The organism is Halorhodospira abdelmalekii (genome assembly GCF_016583625.1).
Lineage (GTDB): Bacteria > Pseudomonadota > Gammaproteobacteria > Nitrococcales > Halorhodospiraceae > Halorhodospira > Halorhodospira abdelmalekii.
In genome coordinates, this window is the sequence record NZ_NRRN01000011.1 from 38,299 (window position 1) to 56,115 (window position 17,817).

At 65.1% G+C, this 17,817-nt stretch carries 16 protein-coding genes and 2 riboswitches; of the genes, 9 read left to right on the forward strand and 7 right to left on the reverse strand.

All coding sequences use genetic code 11. The annotated features are described in order from the left end of the window. Nucleotides 1–81 precede the first annotated feature (81 nt). The 3 genes from CKO15_RS04035 to cobJ form a co-directional block, all read right to left on the reverse strand. Nucleotides 82–2,241, reverse strand: coding sequence for a TonB-dependent receptor domain-containing protein (locus tag CKO15_RS04035; protein ID WP_200192763.1), 2,160 nt, complete (start codon nt 2,239–2,241; stop codon nt 82–84). 139 nt (nt 2,242–2,380) lie between these two features. After that, nucleotides 2,381–2,679: riboswitch (cobalamin riboswitch) on the reverse strand. A gap of 86 nt (nt 2,680–2,765) precedes the next feature. After that, nucleotides 2,766–3,914: a cobalt-precorrin-5B (C(1))-methyltransferase gene (locus CKO15_RS04040; RefSeq protein WP_200192765.1), complete on the reverse strand. Its 1,149-nt coding sequence runs from the start codon at nt 3,912–3,914 to the stop codon at nt 2,766–2,768. Next, nucleotides 3,886–5,817: a precorrin-3B C(17)-methyltransferase gene (gene cobJ / locus CKO15_RS04045; protein ID WP_200192767.1), complete on the reverse strand. Its 1,932-nt coding sequence runs from the start codon at nt 5,815–5,817 to the stop codon at nt 3,886–3,888. The genes CKO15_RS04040 and cobJ overlap by 29 nt, the downstream gene beginning before the upstream one ends. 34 nt (nt 5,818–5,851) lie before the next feature. Then, a riboswitch (cobalamin riboswitch) is annotated at nt 5,852–6,060 on the forward strand. Nucleotides 6,061–6,281: 221 nt separating this feature from the next. Between cobJ and CKO15_RS04050 the strand changes: the two genes are divergently transcribed. Genes CKO15_RS04050 through CKO15_RS04065 form a run of 4 tightly spaced genes read left to right on the forward strand, consistent with a single transcriptional unit; the run spans nt 6,282 to nt 9,009 of the window. Further along, nucleotides 6,282–6,857, forward strand: a complete 576-nt coding sequence (locus CKO15_RS04050) for a carboxypeptidase-like regulatory domain-containing protein (RefSeq protein ID WP_200192769.1) — start codon at nt 6,282–6,284, stop codon at nt 6,855–6,857. Then, on the forward strand, nt 6,844–7,467 hold the full coding sequence (gene cbiM / locus CKO15_RS04055) for a cobalt transporter CbiM (protein WP_200192771.1): 624 nt from the start codon (nt 6,844–6,846) through the stop codon (nt 7,465–7,467). Before CKO15_RS04050 ends, cbiM begins: the two co-directional genes overlap by 14 nt. A 13-nt stretch (nt 7,468–7,480) precedes the next feature. After that, nucleotides 7,481–8,236: a CbiQ family ECF transporter T component gene (locus CKO15_RS04060; RefSeq protein WP_200192773.1), complete on the forward strand. Its 756-nt coding sequence runs from the start codon at nt 7,481–7,483 to the stop codon at nt 8,234–8,236. After that, complete coding sequence (locus tag CKO15_RS04065; protein WP_200192775.1) at nt 8,233–9,009, forward strand: energy-coupling factor ABC transporter ATP-binding protein; 777 nt, start codon at nt 8,233–8,235, stop codon at nt 9,007–9,009. Before CKO15_RS04060 ends, CKO15_RS04065 begins: the two co-directional genes overlap by 4 nt. A gap of 32 nt (nt 9,010–9,041) precedes the next feature. Here CKO15_RS04065 and CKO15_RS04070 read toward each other — a convergent pair whose 3' ends face one another. From CKO15_RS04070 to cobM, 3 genes are read right to left on the reverse strand one after another with little or no spacing between them, the layout of a single operon-like run. Then, nucleotides 9,042–9,866, reverse strand: coding sequence for a cobalamin biosynthesis central domain-containing protein (locus CKO15_RS04070; protein WP_200192777.1), 825 nt, complete (start codon nt 9,864–9,866; stop codon nt 9,042–9,044). Further along, entirely contained in the window at nt 9,863–10,702 is an 840-nt protein-coding gene (gene cobI, locus CKO15_RS04075; RefSeq protein ID WP_200192779.1) for a precorrin-2 C(20)-methyltransferase, read from the reverse strand. The genes CKO15_RS04070 and cobI overlap by 4 nt, the downstream gene beginning before the upstream one ends. Before the next feature lie 6 nt (nt 10,703–10,708). Next, nucleotides 10,709–11,515, reverse strand: a complete 807-nt coding sequence (cobM, locus tag CKO15_RS04080) for a precorrin-4 C(11)-methyltransferase (protein ID WP_338035989.1) — start codon at nt 11,513–11,515, stop codon at nt 10,709–10,711. Nucleotides 11,516–11,681: 166 nt separating this feature from the next. Between cobM and CKO15_RS04085 the strand changes: the two genes are divergently transcribed. From CKO15_RS04085 to CKO15_RS04095, 3 genes are all read left to right on the forward strand, one after another. Then, nucleotides 11,682–13,010 carry a cobyrinic acid a,c-diamide synthase CobB gene (locus CKO15_RS04085; protein WP_200192819.1) on the forward strand — a complete coding sequence of 443 codons (1,329 nt, stop codon included), beginning with the start codon at nt 11,682–11,684 and terminating at the stop codon, nt 13,008–13,010. Nucleotides 13,011–13,082: 72 nt separating this feature from the next. Beyond that, nucleotides 13,083–14,588: a precorrin-6y C5,15-methyltransferase (decarboxylating) subunit CbiE gene (cbiE, locus tag CKO15_RS04090; protein WP_242464551.1), complete on the forward strand. Its 1,506-nt coding sequence runs from the start codon at nt 13,083–13,085 to the stop codon at nt 14,586–14,588. Further along, complete coding sequence (locus tag CKO15_RS04095; RefSeq protein ID WP_242464552.1) at nt 14,585–16,093, forward strand: cobyric acid synthase; 1,509 nt, start codon at nt 14,585–14,587, stop codon at nt 16,091–16,093. The genes cbiE and CKO15_RS04095 overlap by 4 nt, the downstream gene beginning before the upstream one ends. Before the next feature lie 121 nt (nt 16,094–16,214). On the opposite strand, the gene CKO15_RS04100 is transcribed toward CKO15_RS04095, so the two are convergent. Then, entirely contained in the window at nt 16,215–16,979 is a 765-nt protein-coding gene (locus CKO15_RS04100; protein WP_200192783.1) for an SDR family NAD(P)-dependent oxidoreductase, read from the reverse strand. A gap of 278 nt (nt 16,980–17,257) precedes the next feature. Between CKO15_RS04100 and CKO15_RS04105 the strand changes: the two genes are divergently transcribed. Together CKO15_RS04105 and CKO15_RS04110 are read left to right on the forward strand one after the other, a co-directional pair. Next, the gene (locus CKO15_RS04105) at nt 17,258–17,536 is read left to right on the forward strand and encodes a BrnT family toxin (protein WP_200192785.1); all 279 of its coding nucleotides are present in this window, start codon (nt 17,258–17,260) and stop codon (nt 17,534–17,536) included. Next, a complete protein-coding gene (locus CKO15_RS04110; RefSeq protein WP_200192787.1) occupies nt 17,533–17,805 on the forward strand; it encodes an antitoxin in 273 nt (90 codons plus the stop codon). The genes CKO15_RS04105 and CKO15_RS04110 overlap by 4 nt, the downstream gene beginning before the upstream one ends. Nucleotides 17,806–17,817: the final 12 nt, after the last annotated feature.

Below are 17,817 nucleotides of genomic sequence, written 5' to 3' on the forward strand. Positions count from 1 at the left end.
GCTGTTAATCTGGCGACGCTGGGGCATCGCCGGGGCATTGCTGGGGCGTCGCCGGGGTCCGGCGAGCGGGCTTTTAACCCGCTAAAAGCGCAGTTCGGCGGTGATTCGCACATCTCTGCCAGGCTCGCTGCGGATGTGATAATGGCCATTATCATCTGCCCAAGCTAAGGATGTGTGCTCGGCATAACGGGTGTCGAAGAGGTTGTTGATGGCTAAGCCCAGCTTTAGCTCTTCGCCGCCGCCCGGGAGTCCAGAGGGGCCACACGGCAGCCACTCAACTTGGATGTCGTGCAGATCGTAGCCGTCGCGCTCTGGCTCGTCATCCGGGACGTCCGCATGGTTGCCGACCCAGGTCAGCGTATAGCCTAATGTGATTTGCTCGGATGCCGCCCAGCGGTTATCCCATACCAGGCGATCCCCGCCGATGCCGCCGCGGCGTCTGGATACTCCCTGCGGGTCGCCGTCCTCGTTGACCGTTTCGGCGCTCATGAAGCTAAGTTGCGTGTCGTAAGTGGCGTAGCCCCAGGCAGCGCGGATCTCGAAACCGCGGGTGATTAGGGTGTCGTCGCGGTTGATGATCCCCTGCAGGCCATTTGCAGGAACCGATCCTCCTCCTTGGCGATCGATGCTGTTGTCGATGTGGGTTGCGAATAGGGTGGTCTTGAACTCGAGACTGTCGTGCTCGCGGAGCACATCGCGGGCATCGAAGCTCAGACCGCCCTCCCAGCGTGTGGATTCCTCGGCCTTGAAGGGCTCGCCATCGTTTAGGTTGGTGTCGACCGGTTCCCCAGCCCGGGGGCCAATCTCGATAGCCCGATCAATCCACGCCATCCAGCCAATCGGGATAATCCCGCTGCCGCTCACCGCCTCGCCATAGCCGGCGAAGGCTGTCCAGCTTTCGCTCAAGTCGAACTCAGCGCTTAGATTGGGGGATAGGGCGTTACCTGATACGTCCTGATCTGCGAAGTCGCTGTAGTAGTCATCAAAACGTGCCCCTAGCGATACCCCCAAGCGTCCGTAACGCATCCGGTTTTGTAAGAAGAGACCGAGATTGCGTGATTCGTGGCTGAGATCAGGCCTATCAGGGTGGTTGTTTTGGCCATCCTCCAGGTAGTAGTCAGCCCCCGCGGTCAACCGATGTTCGCTATCCCCGAGGTGAAAAGTGAAGGTATTGCGCAGATTGGCGCCGTGCTCCAGGGCACGGGTCTCGCTCTCATCATCGAGGCGTTTGAGGCGGTTGTCATTGCGGTAGATGTTGAACCGCCACTCTATATGGTTAGCATCCGGGTCGTAGTGATGCGCGAAGGTCCAGGTGTCACGCTCGCGCTCTTGTCGAACCTCGTCCTGCCGGGTGTAGAGTTCGGGATCGCCAAAATCACTGCCTATGGAGCCGTAGGCGTGGTCGCCGACGAAGGTATTGCGCTGGGCGCTCAAGCGCAGCTCGTGGTCGTTGAAGCGCGACTCGCCGCCGTTTCTCTCCGGTATCCGGCTGAGCTTAAGCATGTAGTCGCGGTCCCGTCCCCCCGAACCGGGCATAGTGCCGCCTTCGCCCATGCGATAATCGTCGCGGTTTGCGGCGCTGATGTGAGAGAGGATGCCGGTGTTGTGGCTCAGCATGGCGTAGGCGGTGGCCGAGCCGCGATACGATTGATCAGCACTGGCGGAGCCGGTTTTGGCCCGAGCCCCATGATTTTGATCGGGCAGCAGTAGATCCTGAGCATCTTTGGTGGTAAAGCGAATGCTCCCGCCAAGTGCGCCTGCGCCTTGGTCGGCGGCGGGGCTTGGGTCAATGTCGACCGCTTTAAGAAGGTCCGGGTCGATGCCACTCAGACCACCGCGGTGCTGGTGCAGATCGCGCCCCTCGCGTGCCCCATCGATCGTCACGTTTAAATTGTTGGCCTCAATGCCCCGCAGATAGAGGCGTTGCGCGTTGCGGCTGCCGCCGCCGACGCTCGCCGCTGCCTCGCCGCGAAAGATCTCGCCGCTATGGGATGCCTGACGACGTTGCAGTAGCTCACTGCTGATACTGCTAGCACCGCCCGCAGCGCCGGCTTCGATGGTGACCGGTGAGAGCAAGGTTGTGCCGGTGGCTGAGCTGGTGGCGATGGCTGAGCTGGCGGCGATGGCTTGGCTATCCTGGTGCCCGGCCAGCAGGGTCTGGGGGTAGAGGGCCGATAGGGACAGTAAGCCTAACGATCCGAGTGAAAATCGTCTTAAATGATGGGAATCAAACCTTAACATTCAGCGCTCCTCATCCTCTGATGGGCGCTGGCGACAGTTACTGGGGGAAGGGCGGTGTGCTGGCGATACAACAGCGCGCGGATACGCTACTGTACGATTACAGACAGGCCTGCGCCCCCAGGCGCGCCGCCCGCACGCCGTTACATGGGTTGTGGTGGGACGGTCTCCGGGCTCGTGGGTCAGCCAGATCGACACCAACTCTGTCTGCTGTCGACCTGCTGAACGGATCGCCTTCCCACGGAGGCCGCCTGAGCGACGGCTGTTCCGCAGTGGCCTTTCTGCCTGCTCCGTATGGGGTTGCCTTAGCTACGCCCGTATGGGAGCACGCTGATCCGCTATACCCACCTACCGTTGCGGGGGCAGCGCCGGCTTCACTGCCAATTGCAGCTGTACCGGACTTCCCGTTTCCCAACCAGTGGTTACAAGACTCAAGGGATATCCCTTTGAGGCGGGGCATGCTAGCAGTGGTTGAGAAGTAAAAGCAAATTGCCGTCGCTAGCCGCTCTGTTTCGCCTTTCGACGCTTTACGGCGAAAGGTGGTGCGAGTTCGATGATGCTAGCGAGGCGCCGACTTGCTGGCCTTGGCGGTCGAAGATCAGCACTTCAAGCTCCGGCTGATCGGCGCCGAGCATCGCCCGAGCTTGCTCGTGAGCGCGCGCGGCGATCGCATCCCCCAATGGAAGGGCGGCTCGACGGGCGCGGCCGAAGGCCTCGGCGACCGTGTTGGCCGCGCTGATCTCCTGCTGGCACTCGGGCGAGGCGCCGATTTCGGCGGCCACGGCTGCTAACTGCGCTAGATCGGCTTGGCCGCAGCGCGAGTGCAGATCCATAAAGCCCTGGGCCAGTTTGGTGATCTTGGCGACGCCGCCGGCGATGGTCAAAAAGGGCACCGGGTGGCGGCGTAGATACTTCAGCACGCCGCCGACGAAATCGCCCATATCGATCAGCGCTGCATCGCTCAATCCGTAGTGAGCCTGCACGGCTTGCTCGGAGGTGCGCCCGGTGCTGGCGGCGATGTGGCGGATGCCGGCAGCGCGAGCGACATCGATACCGCGCTGGATGCTGTGAATCCAGGCTGCACAGGAGAACGGGATCAGGACACCAGTGGTCCCGAGCACCGAGAGGCCGCCGACAATCCCCAGGCGCGGATTGAGTGTGTGGGCGGCGAGGGAGGCGCCGCCACGAATCGCGATGTGGACCGTTAAGTCGCTCCCTGGGGGGGCAATGTCGTTGACTGCCTGGGTGATGTAGCGGCGCGGTTCGGGGTTGATCGCAGGCTCGCCGATGGCAACGGGCAGGCCGGGACGCTCGACCGTGCCGACCCCCTCGCCGGCGCACAGCCGGAGGCCGGTATTCGGTTGGCCGTGTGCGACGGTGGCGATGATTGCCGCGCCGTTGGTGATATCGGGATCGTCGCCCGAGTCTTTGATGACCGCTGCTTGGGCCCACTGGCCTTGCGCGTCGCGGCCGACCTGCTGCTGGGCGAGGGCAAAGGCAGGCTGGCGGTCGCGGGGCAGTCTGATCTGCACGGGGTCGGGGAAGTGGCCGGTGAGCAGGGCCGAGCAAGCGGCCTTGGCCGCCGCCGCTGCGCAGGCACCGGTCGTCCAGCCGCGACGCAGGCGGTCGCCCTGTTCGCCGCCGTCGCTATCCGAGTCGATTTCGGTTGTTGCCATGACCGCCATCGCTATCGCCAGTGCTGTCGCTGTCGCTGTCGTTGCTATGCTGGTTATCGATCTCTGAGGCGGACTGAGGTGTCAGCCGCAGCAGCAAATCGCCGTGGAGATCGCAGAGTTCCAGGCTGCTCAGGCCCCCGGGGCGACGAAGCAGAAAGCCGTCGGTGATCCGCTGCGTATCGATAACGAGTTGTGACTGTGCGGCTGCCAGTGTGAGTCGTCCCCCCTCAAGTCGGACGCGGTCGGGGTCGACCTCCAGCTGCAGCAAGACGCCCTCCGGCGTGGCAGTAGTGGCCGACAGGCGCGGGCTGCGGCAGTGCTCGGTAAGGACTGCAGCGAGATCGTGCGGTGCGATCGGCCGGCTGGAGAAGGGATCGTCCGCGTCGGTCAAGCGCTCCTCGACGGCGGTGACAATTTCGGCCCACGGCACGTCGAAGTGGTGCATAGCCGCTTCGAGCTGGGTGGCCGCTTCGATGTTTGGATCGTGGTGTGACCGAAGCCACGCCCTGACTTCTGCATGCCAGCCTTCGAGACCGAGCGGCAGCGACTGTCCCCGCTTGACCGGTGTCGTCTGGGTCGTTGCGGAGCGACTTGGCGGTGCCTGCTGCTCACCACGCCCACCACGGCCATCACGCTCAACGAGTTCGCCATACTCGCTGTTCTGTCCATGCTGGTCTTGCTGTCCGTGCTGGTTGTATTTCGTGCGATAACCGCGCGGGGTGATCATGCAGCCGGCTTGCTGATAAGTGGCCGAATTGCCGATCAACACGGTACTGAGCATGTCGAGTTCGCTCTCGTGCAGCGCTGCCAGGGTGGTCAGTTCGCTGCGTTGCCCTTCACGGTAGGCGGCCCGGACGATGGCAACCGGTGTCTGCGGGTGGCGATAGCGCAGCAGGATCTGTTGGGCCGCAACGATGTGCCGCGTCCGCTTACGGCTCGCTGGATTGTAGAGGGCAACGACAAAGTCGCCACGTCCGGCGCTGGCAAGACGGCGGGCAATGACCGGCCACGGGGTGAGCAGGTCGGAGAGCGAGACGGCGCAAAAATCGTGCGAGAGCGGGGCGCCGACTAAGCTGGCACTGGCACTCAGGGCGGTGACCCCAGGGATGACCTCGACGGCAACCGCATGGCCACGCTCCATCAGCAGTTCGTAGATCGGTGCGGCCATGCCGTAGACCCCGGCGTCGCCAGAGGAGATCAGTGCTACGCGTTTGCCCTGGGCGGCGTGGGCGTAGGCCTGCTCGGCGCGTTCAAGCTCCTCGGTCATGCCGCGGCTGATCACCTGCTGCGTGGTGATGAGATCGGCGATGATGGCCAGGTAGGTCTTATAGCCGACAACGATCTCGGCACTGCGGATGGCTTGTTCGGCGCGCGGGCAGAGTAAGCTGCGATCTCCCGGCCCGATGCCGACGACACTGATCTTGCCGCCGTCCTTGAGCGGCGCTTGTCCCGGCTCGTGGAGCAGGGCGACAGCGACAGTGACGTTCTTGCCATCGCCGCCGCGCCGGCGCCGCTTTTCGATCAGCAGGGCGCGGCTGTCGGTATCGGCGAAGCGTAGGGCTGCGGCCTCGGCGACTGCCGGCGTGCCGGTGTAGCGGGCGACGGTGGCCGACGGGTGAGGAACGGGGATGGCGGCGAGCTCCGCGGCGCTGTAGCAGACCAGAGGCCATCCTTGTTCAGCGGCGAGGGCGTTGAGCGCCGGTTCATCCTGTTTGAGCGTGATCGTGGCGAGCGCGGCGACCGCAGCAAAGTCGAGACCGGCGTCGGCCAAAGCGATGCGGATCGTCTGCTCCAGGGTCGTCTGCGCAGCTCCGCGATCGCAGCCGACGCCGACGACCACACGAACGGCCGGAGGGGTGTCGTGATCGTAGTCTGCGCAGGGAGGGTTGAGGTGGGACGACATAGGTTCTCTGGTGCTCTGGTGCTCTGAAAAGGTGCTAGAATCTCGCGCGGATGGTGCCCGGCGTGTGCCGGGAGAATAGGGAAACCGGTGCGGAGCGCTTCTCCTAACCCGGTGCTGCCCCCGCAACTGTAATCGGAGAGTGCCCTTCATCGCCACCGGCTAGCCCCTACTTGGGGGCGGACGGGAAGGCGGAGGGTGCCGCGACCCGTAAGCCAGGAGACCTGCCATCCAGCGCAAGCCGCCAGACCGGACGGGGTGTCCGGCGGAGGGATCGCCAGTGGCGATATGTCTCAGCCTCGGGCTGTGGGACATCTCCTTTCGAAGACGCGCACTCCACCGGGACGGCTGTGGTAAACCCACGCTGCACGCCTTCCACCGGGGGTGTCGCCGCGTTTCTAACCGAAAGGATCCGATCGTGACTCGATTTTCACCGTCCCACGTTTTGCTTTGCTTTGGAGATTGTCATGACGGCCCGCTCTAACGGCGGTGTCATGAGGATGCCCCGGGTGGGTGCTGGGGTGATGAGTGCAGTGACTGCTGGGGGGATTGCTGGGTTGCTGGCACTGGCGCCATCGGTCGCCCTGGGCCACGCCGCATTGCTCGATGCCGAGGCCACTACGGCCGTCCGTCTGCACGCTCACTACGATACCGGAGACCCGATGGCCGAGGCGCAGGTCATCATCTACGCCCCCGACGATCCGGCAAGTGCCTGGAGCCGCGGCACGACCGACGCCGAGGGACGCTATCTCTTTGCCCCCGACCCGGAGTTGCCGGGGCGTTGGACCGTGCAGGTGCGCCAGGCCGGACACGGAGCCGTCGCCCATGTGGAGATCGGCCCTGCCGGTGGTGGTGACGACACCGCCGGTGCTGAAGGCGCCGATGCCGCCGGCGATTCCGCTCCCGCTGTTGTAGCGGTGACGGGCGACTCGACGGAGTCTGGAGCGTTGCAGCGCGTGGTGATGGTCGCGCTGGTGGCCTGGGGTGCGCTGGGCACGGCGCTCTTCTTCTGGCGTCGGAGGCGTGGCGATGCATCTGCCTGACGGGCTGCTACCGGTTGGCATGGCCATCGGCGGCTACGTCGGCAGCGCCGCGCTGCTTGGGTTCAGTCTCGCCCGGATTGCGCGCCTGCCCGATCCGGGCGCGGCCATGCCGAGGGCGGCAATGCTGACGGCCATCTTTTTCGCCGTCTCTTCCCTCGCCGTACCGGTGCCGCCAACGACGGTGCATCCGTTGCTGGCTGGGCTGATGGGTGTGCTGCTGGGCTGGTATGCGGTACCGGCGATCTTGGTCGGGCTCTTCCTGCAGGCGGTCCTCTTCGGCCATGGCGGGCTGACTACGCTGGGACTAAACGGCCTGATCTTGGCCCCGGCGGCGTTGATTGCCTGGGGGGCTTGGCGCGCCCTGGAACCACGACTGCCTACCCTCGCAGCGGTGATCGCCGGCAGTGGGGGGGTCGTGCTGTCGCTGGCGGTCTTCGCCGCCTTCGTGCTGCTGGGGCTCCCAGCCGAGGTCGATGCGGCGGCGGAACGGGCCGCGCTGGCCCTCTTTCTGCTCGCCCATTTGCCACTGGTGTTGGCCGAAGGGGTGCTCGTCGTCGTCGTGCTGCGAGTGCTGGCCAGGGTGGAGCCGGGACTGCTGCCCCGTGCCTAACGGAGTGCGCCCAGTGCCTGACGGCGATACCCTCGATACCTTGGCTCGTCCAGAGCGGGCGGGTCTGTTGCCGTATGATCCACGGGCGCGCCTGGCGATGGCACTGTTTCTGGCCTTCGGTTTTGCGGCGGTGGAGCAGGTGACGACCCTGCCGCTGCTGCTGGTACTGGCGCTACTGCTGGCGTGTGCTTCGGGGCAGCTGTGGTCTCTCCTGCGTAGGCTGCGGGCGCCGCTCGTACTGGCGGGTGCCCTGTTGTTGGTCTTTCCGCTCGTGGCTGGGCCGACGGTGCTGTGGCAGGCTGGTCCGCTCCGGCTGCACGTCGAAGGGCTGCAGTTCGGCTTGCTGTTTGCCGGTCGGCTGTTGGCGATCGTCACCGTGACGCTGGCGCTGCTGGCAACGTTACCACCGCACCGGCTGGCAGCCGGGCTGCGTGGTCTCAAGGTGCCAGGTGTGCTGGCCGACTTGCTGCTGCTGACGCTGCGCTACCTTGAGGAGTTGCGGGGCGAGATCGTGCGCGCCTGCCTGGCGCGGCGCTTGCGCGGTGGTCGGTCGCGGTGGCGCGACCTCCCGGGGTACGGTCTGCTGCTGGCTGCTGCGCTGATCCGTGGTCAGCGCCGTGCCGCGACCGTCTGGGCGGCGATGCGGCTGCGCGGCCACTCCGGCGCTCTCGCAGCACCGCTGGCGCCGATGGTGGCGCGTGACTGGGCCGGGGTTGCGTTGGCTGCTGGGCTGGCCCTCTTGGTGCTCCTTGGGGATCGACTCGGATGACCGCGCGGTTGCAGGCGCAAGGGCTGGCGGTGGCCTGGGCGGGTCAGACGCCGTTGCTCACCGGCCTCGATATCGCATTGACACCGGGTGAGCGGGTGGGGCTGGTTGGTCCGAACGGCTCCGGCAAGTCGAGCCTCTTTCTGACGCTGGCGGGCGTGTTGCCGGCGGCGGCTGGCGGGGTGGAGATCGATGGTGTGCCGGTTCGCCCCGGCACCTTTAACCCCTCGGTTGGCCTTGTCTTCCAGCAGGCCGAGGATCAACTCTTCTGCCCCACCCTGGCTGAGGATGTCGCCTTCGGTCCGCGTAACCTCGGCCTCACCGGCGCGGCCCTTGAGGCGCGTGTCGCCGAGGCGCTCGCCCTCTGTGGGCTGACCGATCTAGCAGCACGCCCCGTTCACCACCTCTCGGGCGGCGAAAAACGGCGCGCTTGTATCGCCGGTGTGCTGGCCTTGCGACCGCGGCTGCTGCTTCTTGATGAGCCTTCCGCTGCGCTCGATCTGCGCAGCCGCCGTCGGCTGATCACGCTCCTCTCCGGTATGGAGCAGACCCTCGTGGTGGCGAGCCACGACCTGGAAATGATCCTCGACCTCTGTTCCCGCGTGATCGTGATCGACGCTGGCTGCATACGCGCCGACGGCCCGAGCGCAGAGATTCTCGGCGACCGCGCCCTGATGGAGGCGCATGGCCAAGAGGTACCGGCTAGTCTCGCACCTTATGGGGACCGCACCTTATGCACACCTTATGGGGACAGATTTATTAATCTGTCCCCATAAGATGGGAGTTGGGGACGGGAGTGGGGGACAGATTAATAAATCTGTCCCCTTTTACTGCTTTTACTGGGGGAGTCAGCCGGCCGATAGATCACAAGCCGGCTGTCGATCTCTGGGTCGATCCCGACCCCCGAAGCAGTCACCCAGAGCAGCGCTGCGTAGTTGTGCGGATCGATCGCCTGCCAGCTGCGGACGCGGATTAGGTGCGCCGGCGGCACGTGTGACGGTTGCCAGACGGCGTCCTCCTCGATTAGCGCCAGCGGCTCGCCGTTGACCATCGCCGCGGCGGCCCGACGGAGTGCATCCGGGCTCGCGACCACCCGCCACCCCTGGGTGCTGCCGAGCAAGTCGACCGCCGGCAGCCCGGCGCTGTCGGAAGCGGTCGTGATCACGGCCTGAGCATCGAGTTGTGCAGCAGCCCATGCAGCGAGGGCATTGGCGCCACCCCGGTGGCCGCCGACGACCGGCACAACAAAGCGTGCCGACTCATCAATGGCGATCACCGCTGGATCGGTCGCCTTATCACGCAGCTGCGGCGCGATCAGGCGGACCACTGCGCCGACCGATAGGCAGCAGATCAGTGCGCATCCAGCCTGAAAGCGGGCAGCGATGAGGGGGGCGAGGGCACCGCGTGGGTAGCGGGTGATGCGTCCCTCCAGGCCCTCCAGGCGGTCTAGATCCTGTTGCGGTGTTGTCGAGGTTGGGCGGTTCGGGAGGGAGTCGGCAAAGCGCAGCGGTACGATCAACTCGGCCTGCGGCAGCAGCCGAGCCAGTGTTGCGGCGCGACGGACGCCGTTGCGTGTGGTGGCGATTATGGCGATCGCCAGCTGCGGAGGCTCGTTGGCAGAGAGATTCGTCACCCAACTGATCCGCGATTCTGACCCTGAGCTTTGCCCTGACCCTGACCCTGACCCTGATCGTTGCCCGATCCGAGATCGGTCGTGCGCTGGTGCTGGTGCTGGTGTTGTTGGTGGTGCTGGCGGTTACGGATCAACAGCAGCGATAGGTAGTGTGGCTTCAGGGTGCGCAGCTGCGCCAAATCGGTGACGATCCGCTCGTGCTGTGTGCCGGCGCGCTCGACAAAGGCGCACTGCCCCTCGAGCCCGGAGCGCTGCAGCAGCTCGACGAGTTCAGCGAGCAGCGGTTTGACCTTCAGTAGCACCAAGGTATCGAGTGCCGGCAGCAGCCGCTCGACCGTGGCGATATCGTAACCGGCTGGTAGTACAGCGAAGCGCTCGTGGGTCTGAGCGAGCGGCCAGCCGAGGCGTGCCGCGGCGGCGTTAAATGACGTGACCCCAGGGATCGTCTCAACGGCTACGGTGGGAAGGTTGGCCTGCACGGTGCGGCTTAGATGGCTGAAGGTGGCGTAGGTCGAGGCGTCGCCCTCGACCAAAAAGGCGACATCCTCCCCGGCGCTGAGCCGGTCGCCGACCGTTGTCGCGGCGCGTGCCCAAGCGCTGGCCAAGGTCGCAGTGTCGTGGGTCATCGGGAAGAGCAGTGCCGAGTGATCGGCAGGCAGGGCCAGTCCGGCGCGCTCCACGATCTCCAGAGCGTAGCTCGCCTGTCCCGGAGCGCTAATCGGGTAGGCCCAGTGCGCCGGCCCGGTCAGGACTTCCCAGGCTCGGCGGGTAATCCAGCCGGGGTCGCCGGGACCAAGGGAGACGCCGATCAACCGGCCCGTTGCGGTGGTGGTCATATCGCTTTAACCGTTTGTCGCCTGCCGAAAGGCGTGGCTGAAGCTTGGATCGTAGAGGCGTGACTGCGCCCGCTCGGTGCGCTGCCGGGCGCCTAGCGTCGGTCCGGCGATCACCATCGCCTGCGATTGGATCTGCGCCTCACGGCACGCCTCGGCGAGGTGGGCGAGATCGGTGCGTAAGATGCGCTCCTCGCCCGGCCACGAGGCCTTGTGCACGACAACGACCGGGGCCGTCTTACTCCATCCGGCCGTCTGCAAGGCGGAGCTGATCTTATCAAGCAGGGTGGCCGAGAGGTAGATACAGAGTGTTGTGCCGTGCTTGGCCAGCTCGCTCAGCTGCTCGCTAGCGGGAACCGGAGTCAGCCCCTCGACGCGGGTAAAGATCACCGTCTGCGTGCTCTCCGGCAAGGTCAACGACTCGCCGGCGGCGGCCGCTGCGGCCATCGCCGAAGTGACCCCGGGGATGATGCGCACAGTGATGCCGGCCTCATCGAGGGGTTGGGCAATCTCCGGCAGGGCGCCGTAGAGCGAGGGGTCGCCTGGCTGCAGGCGCACGACCTGAAGCCCCTGCAGCGCCCGCTGCAACAACCAGTCGCGCAGCTGCTCAAGATCCATCCCCTTAGAGTCGGCAAGCTCGCAATCGGCCCGCGCCCAACTCAAGACCTCGGGGGCAACCAGTGAGCCGGCGTAGAGGATCGCATCGGCACGGCTTACGCAGTCGCGACCGCGCACGGTGATCAAGTCGGCGGCTCCCGGACCGGCACCGACGAAGCAGACCGAACGCTCGGTAGCGGATTGGGGGCGGTGGCTCACTAGCGCTCTCCTATTGCCTTCTTTGCAACCGCATGGGTGATCACGGAGTATGGCGGCATTCGGGGGTGCATTCGCCAGTTGTATGGGTCGCGCTGGCCGGTTGTCTCGGTCGGCCGGATCGGCAACACTGCGCCTCACCGTCCACGAGCAGAGAGTTGGAGCGAGCGTGAAGAGAGAGCATCGACCATCGGACCCTCCACAACCGGCAACCGCCGCCGCCATCTTACTCTCCGCGCCCGCATCCGGACAGGGCAAGTCGATGCTCACCGCGGCTATGGCGCGCATGCACCGCAACCTCGGTCGGCGGGTGCGGCTCTTCAAGCACGGCCCCGACTATCTCGATCCGATGCTCTTGGAGGTCGCCTCTGGGGCACCAGTCTATCAGCTCCACCCGTGGATGACTGGCGTCGAGGAGTGCCGTCATCGGGTTGCTGCGGCTGCGCAGCAGGCCGACGTTATTTTGATCGAGGGGGCAATGGGCCTCTACGACGGCTCGCCCTCAAGCGCCGATTTGGCAGTGATGCTCGGCGTGCCGGTGGCGGTGGTGATCGATGCGCGAGCCATGGCCGAGACTTTCGCCGCCGTTGTCTCGGGGCTGGCGCGCTATCGCGACGATCTGAGCTTCTACGGCGCGATTGCCAACCGGGTCGGCAGCCCTAGCCACGCCGCGAAGCTGCGTGCGAGCATGCCCGACGATCTACCCTGGCTGGGGGCGGTGCCGCGGCATGCGGCGCTGACCGTTCCCGATCGCCATCTCGGTCTGATGCAGGCCGGCGAGCTGGCCGATCTTGAGCAGCAGCTCGATGCGGCGGCCACGGTCTTGGCCGAGGCCGGTTTCGATGCCTTACCGCCGATGCGCCAGTGGGCTGCCCCGGTGCCGTTGACGCCGCCACCGCAGCGGCTCGCCGGGATGCGTGTTGCGGTCGCTCGGGATGGCGCCTTCGCCTTTATCTACCGCGGCAATATCGAGCTGCTGGAGGCGATGGGTGCCCAGGTCGTCTTTTTCTCACCCTTGCACGATCACGAACTGCCGGCGGCCGATGCGATCTGGCTACCCGGTGGTTACCCCGAGCTGCACGCCGCTGCACTGGCGGCCAACCGGCCCATGCTGGAGGCGTTGCGTCGTCATCACCAGGAGGGTAGGGCGATCTTGGCCGAGTGCGGTGGCCTGATGTACTGCGCCTCGGAGTTGCGCGATCTGCACGGGGCGTGTCACCCGATGCTGGGCCTTCTGCCCGGTCAGGCGGCGATGGCCGATCGTCTGGTGGGGCTCGGCTTACAAGCCTGGGAGGCAGAGGGTGGAACGTTGCGCGGACATACCTTTCACCACTCGCACTTTGCCACCGAGCTGAACCCGTGGATGCAGGCGCGGCGGTGTCGTGGTGGGGTCGGTGAGTCGATCTATCGCCAAGGCTCGTTGACAGCGACCTATTTCCATGGCTACTTTCCTTCCGCGCCGGAGTTGGTGAGTCGGCTCTTGGGCGCGGGTGACTGATCTCGCCTCCCGTCTCCTGCCGCCATCACGATCACCCGCCACTATTAAGCCACCATCTCAAGCCACCATCTCATGAATGAAGAGCCAGAGCGGTCCACAAGCGCCCCTACAACCGCCTCACCTTGGTTGACGCTGATTGGTCTCGGTGCGGACGGTGCCGCCGGGCTGACCGAAGCGGTGCGCGCGTTGATCGCCGACGCCGAGTGGGTGGTCGGCGGGGCGCGTCACTTGCAGCTGGTGGAGTCGTTGATCACCGGTCAGAGCTTGGCGTGGTCGTCGCCACTGACCTCAACCCTGCCGGAGCTGTTGGCGCTGCGCGGACGGCGAGTGGTCGTTCTGGCCTCGGGCGATCCCTTCTTCTACGGGGTCGGCACTTTGCTGCGCCGCCACCTGTCAGCCGCGGAGATCCACTGCATCCCGCACCCTTCGAGTGTGGCCTTGGCAGCCGCGCGCCTCGGCTGGACGCAGCAGGCGTGTGCAACCGTCTCGCTCGCCGGTCGCCCGCTGACGAGCCTACGCCCAGCGCTGCACCCAGGACGCGGGCTCTTCGTCTTGAGCGCTGATGCCAAGACCCCCGGTGAGGTGGCCCAAGCGCTCATAGAGTGGGGCTTCGGGGCGAGCGAGATCACCATCCTTGAGAGGCTGGGCGGACCGGATGAGGCGATGAAACGCTATTCGGCTGCGGCTTTGGCGAACGCCGCTCCGGCGCCCGATTTTGCCCCGCTCAACCTGATGGCCATAGCGGTCGAGGCCGAGCGGAGCGCCCGGATCTTGGCGTCCGCCCCGGGACTCCCGGATGACTGGTTCGAGCACGACGGCCAGATCACCAAGCGCGAAGTCCGTGCGGTGACGCTATCGAGCCTGCGCCCGCAGCACGGTCAGGTGTTGTGGGATATTGGCTGCGGCTCCGGCTCGATCGCCATCGAGTGGCTGCTGGCTCACCCCTCGACGCAAGCCGTGGCGTTTGAGCGTGACCCCGAGCGAGCCGCTCGTGCGCAGCGCAATGCCGTCGAGTTGGGGGTGCCGCGGCTCGTGGTGCGGACGGGGAGCGCACCGCAGTGCCTGGACGATTTCCTGGACCATTTCCTGGCCGATTCGGCGTCTGCGGCGTCTTCTGCGCCCTCTGCCTCCAGTGCGTCGTCCAATTCGTCGACTGTTTGGTCCACTGGGTCGGCTGCGTTTACCGCGTCGACCGCAGCGACCGGTTTGTCCAACACGCCTACCGATTTGTCGATCGAGTCGCCCGTCGGTGGGCCTGTCGGTTGGCCGCTGCCGGATGCGATCTTCTTGGGGGGCGGCCTGCGCGATCTAACACTCATCGAGAAGAGCTGGGAGTTGCTGCCAGTGGGCGGCCGGCTGGTCGCCAACGCCGTTGTACTGGAGACCGAACAGCTGCTCTTTGCCGCCTGGCAACGCTACGGTGGCCAGCTGACCCGGTTCGGCTGCGAGCGACTCGACCGTGTCGGTACCCTGCACGCCTTTCGCCCGACCATGCGGGTGCTGCAGTGGGTGGCCGAGAAGAACAGTGGCTTGCCGACAGTGCCAGGACCATCAGCTGGAGGCAAGAGAAAGGCATGATCGCCAAAAGTCACTCCAAGATTCCGTCGGCGCTGATGCTGCAAGGGACCTGTTCAGGGGCCGGTAAGACCGCGCTGGTGGCTGGCCTGTGCCGTCTGTTGGCCCGCCGTGGAGTGCGGGTGGCGCCGTTTAAGCCGCAAAACATGAGCAACAACGCCGCGGTCACGGTCGATGGCGGTGAGATCGGCCGCGGGCAGTGGCTGCAGGCCGTCGCAGCCGGAGTCGAGCCGCACAGCGACATGAACCCGGTGCTGCTCAAGCCCGAAGCCGAGCGCACCGCGCAGGTCATCGTCCAGGGGCGAGTGGTGGGGCGGTTGCAGGCGAGCGCCTTTCGCGAAGCGCGCGCACCGCTGTTGCCGCAGGTCATGGCGTCGTTTGAGCGGCTGCGTCGTGCGTACGATGTGGTGCTGATTGAAGGGGCCGGCTCACCGGCCGAGCCCAATCTGCGCTCCGGCGATATCGCCAATATGGGCTTTGCGCAAGCTGCCGATGTGCCGGTCTGGCTCATCGGTGACATCGACCGCGGTGGCGTCTTCGCCTCTTTGCTGGGCACGCTGGAGTGGCTCGATGCGGCGGATCGGGCGCGCATCAAGGGGTTCGTCATCAACCGCTTTCGCGGCGCCCTGGAACTGCTCGGCGAGGCCCCCGCGCAACTCGAGCAACGCACCGGGGTGCCGGTGCTTGGGGTAGTGCCCTCTCTGCCCGATCTGCACCTGCCCGAGGAGGATGCGCCGTATCGCATGGCCGGACCGCGCGGATCGGGCGGTGCCCTGCAAGTGGCGGTGGTGGCCTATCCACGGCTCAGCAACCACGACGACTTCGACGCCCTCGATGCCGAGCACGGCGTACAGGTCCGTTTTGTGCGAACACCCGCCGAGCTTGATGGCGCCGACTTGGTGGTGCTGCCGGGCTCCAAGCAGGTCTTCAGCGATCTGCAGTGGTTGCAGGAGAGCGGCGTGGCCGAGGCCCTGCTGCGCCATGTGCGCTACGGTGGCCGGGTCATCGGTATCTGCGGCGGTCTGCAGATGCTCGGTGAGTGGATCGACGACCCGAGCGGTGTCGAGGCGGCGGAGGGGAGCCGGGTTGCGGGGCTCGGGTTGCTTCCGGTGACGACCCGTCTAGCGGAGCGTAAGCAGCTGCGCGAGGTCTCAGGCACGGCCGCTTGGCCGGCACCGGTGGCGGTCAGCGGCTACGAGATCCACTACGGCGTCACCGACAGCAGCGCGACTGACAGCAGGGTGGCTGACCGTGCCCTTGGTGCCCTTGAGGACGCCGGCGCGACTGGCCCTGCCCCAGAGGGGGAGTGCTTTCCCTTTATTGCACGTTCTGCCGATGGGCGGGTGCTCGGTAGCTACCTGCATCGTCTCTTCGATAGCGGCCCCTTTCGCCGTGCACTGCTTGCAGAGCTCTTTGCCCTGGATAGCAGTGAAGGCGATGAACGGCAGCGCATTTGCAGCGAGCTCGATCGTCTTGCCGATGCGCTCGAGGCGGCGCTGGCGCTCTAGTCGTTTCAGCCGCTTCAGCCGCGACTCTCGCCGACCACCGGATGTGGGGCCCGCACACCGGGTGGGGTGGCGCAGGCGCCGAGCCAACATCGGCTGGCGCCGTGCCACGAAATCGCTCCAATCACTGAGCCGTCATTCCCGCATCAATCATATAACTCGCTCCAGTGATACCGGATGCGGAGTCGGAGAGCAGAAACGAAGCGGTGGCTGCGACCTCTTCGTTGGTGACGTAACGTCCGAGCGGTATGCGACCCAAAAAGCCTTCTTTCACCGCATCGCCCTGGCCGGGCTGAATTTGATCTTCGATCGATCGCATCATCCGATTGTCGACCGGCCCCGGGTTGATCGTATTCACGCGGATCCCCTCCGGTCCGAGCTCCGCTGCTGCGGTGCGCATCAGCCCCATGACCGCATGTTTGCTGGCTACATAGGGGCTTAGGCCGGGGGAGCCGCGGACTCCGGCTACACTGGCGGTAATCAGGATGGAACCGCCACCGCCGCGACGCAACGAGGGTAGTGCCGCCTGGATGCCGTAGCGGACGCCGTGAACATTGACCGCGAAGACCTGATCCCAGACCGCATCGTCCGTGGCTTCAAGGGGGCCGATCCGGCCCTCGGTGCCGGCGTTCAGAAAGAGGCCGTGAATGGGTCCAAAGCGCGCTTCGGCAGCTTCGATCATGGCTTGATTGTCGGCTTGGCTCGAGACGTCGACCGCCATCGCTGCAGCCCTCTCGCCCAAGCTGTTGGCAAGCGCTTGTACACCGTCCAGTTCGCGGTCAGTTAGTACCAGGTGAGCACCGTGGGCATAGAGCAGCCGGGCGGTTGCCTCGCCAATGCCGCCTGCCGCTCCAGTGATGACGATGTGACGACCGTTTAGATGAGCCATTTCCCTCTCCTTACCAGGCTGCGTGTGAGCTGCATAAGCACATAGGCTGATGGGTCTTTAACGGCGTGCAACCCCGGCGCCGCCTTACCACCGCCACCCCGAACCGTCTCCGCTGCACGGTTACCAGGCGGACACGATTAGCATGCGGAGTGTCGCAGCGCGTTTGGGTCGTTTACACCTTAGCTTGGCTTACGCCCTCCGTCCAATCAGACTCCTGCCGGCTGGCTACGTGTTCGCCAATGGGCACATAAGGCACACAATGTGCTACGCTCCAACCCATGAAGCCGATCACGTGGAACCCAGAGAAGAACAAGCTTCTGCAAGAGAAGCGAGGCATCGCGTTCGAGGATGTGGTTTTTCACATCGTGGTCGGAGGCATTCTGGATACATTCGAACATCCGAATCAAGAGCGGTATCCTGGCCAACAGGTACATGTGATTGAGATAGAGGGGTATGCCTATCTGGTGCCCTTCATAGAGTCGGAAGATGAGGTCTTTCTCAAAACAATAATTCCGAGCCGGAAAGCGAGCAAAACCTATTTGAGAGGTTGGAAATGAGTAGGCTGGATAAAGAAGAGCAGGAAATTCTGGATGCATTTGATGCGGGTGGGCTCCGGCGAGCACCGGATTTTGAAGAGAGGAAAGCACGGCATCAGCAGTACGCGGAAGCCATGTTTAGGAAGGATGCCCGGATCAACATCAGGCTTTCTTCCAAGGATCTTCGGGGCCTCCAGAAGAAAGCCCTGGCAGAGGGTATCCCTTACCAGACACTTATTTCCAGCATCCTCCATAAGTATGTGGAAGGCCGCTTGCGTGAGGATCGGTAGCGACTAACCTTA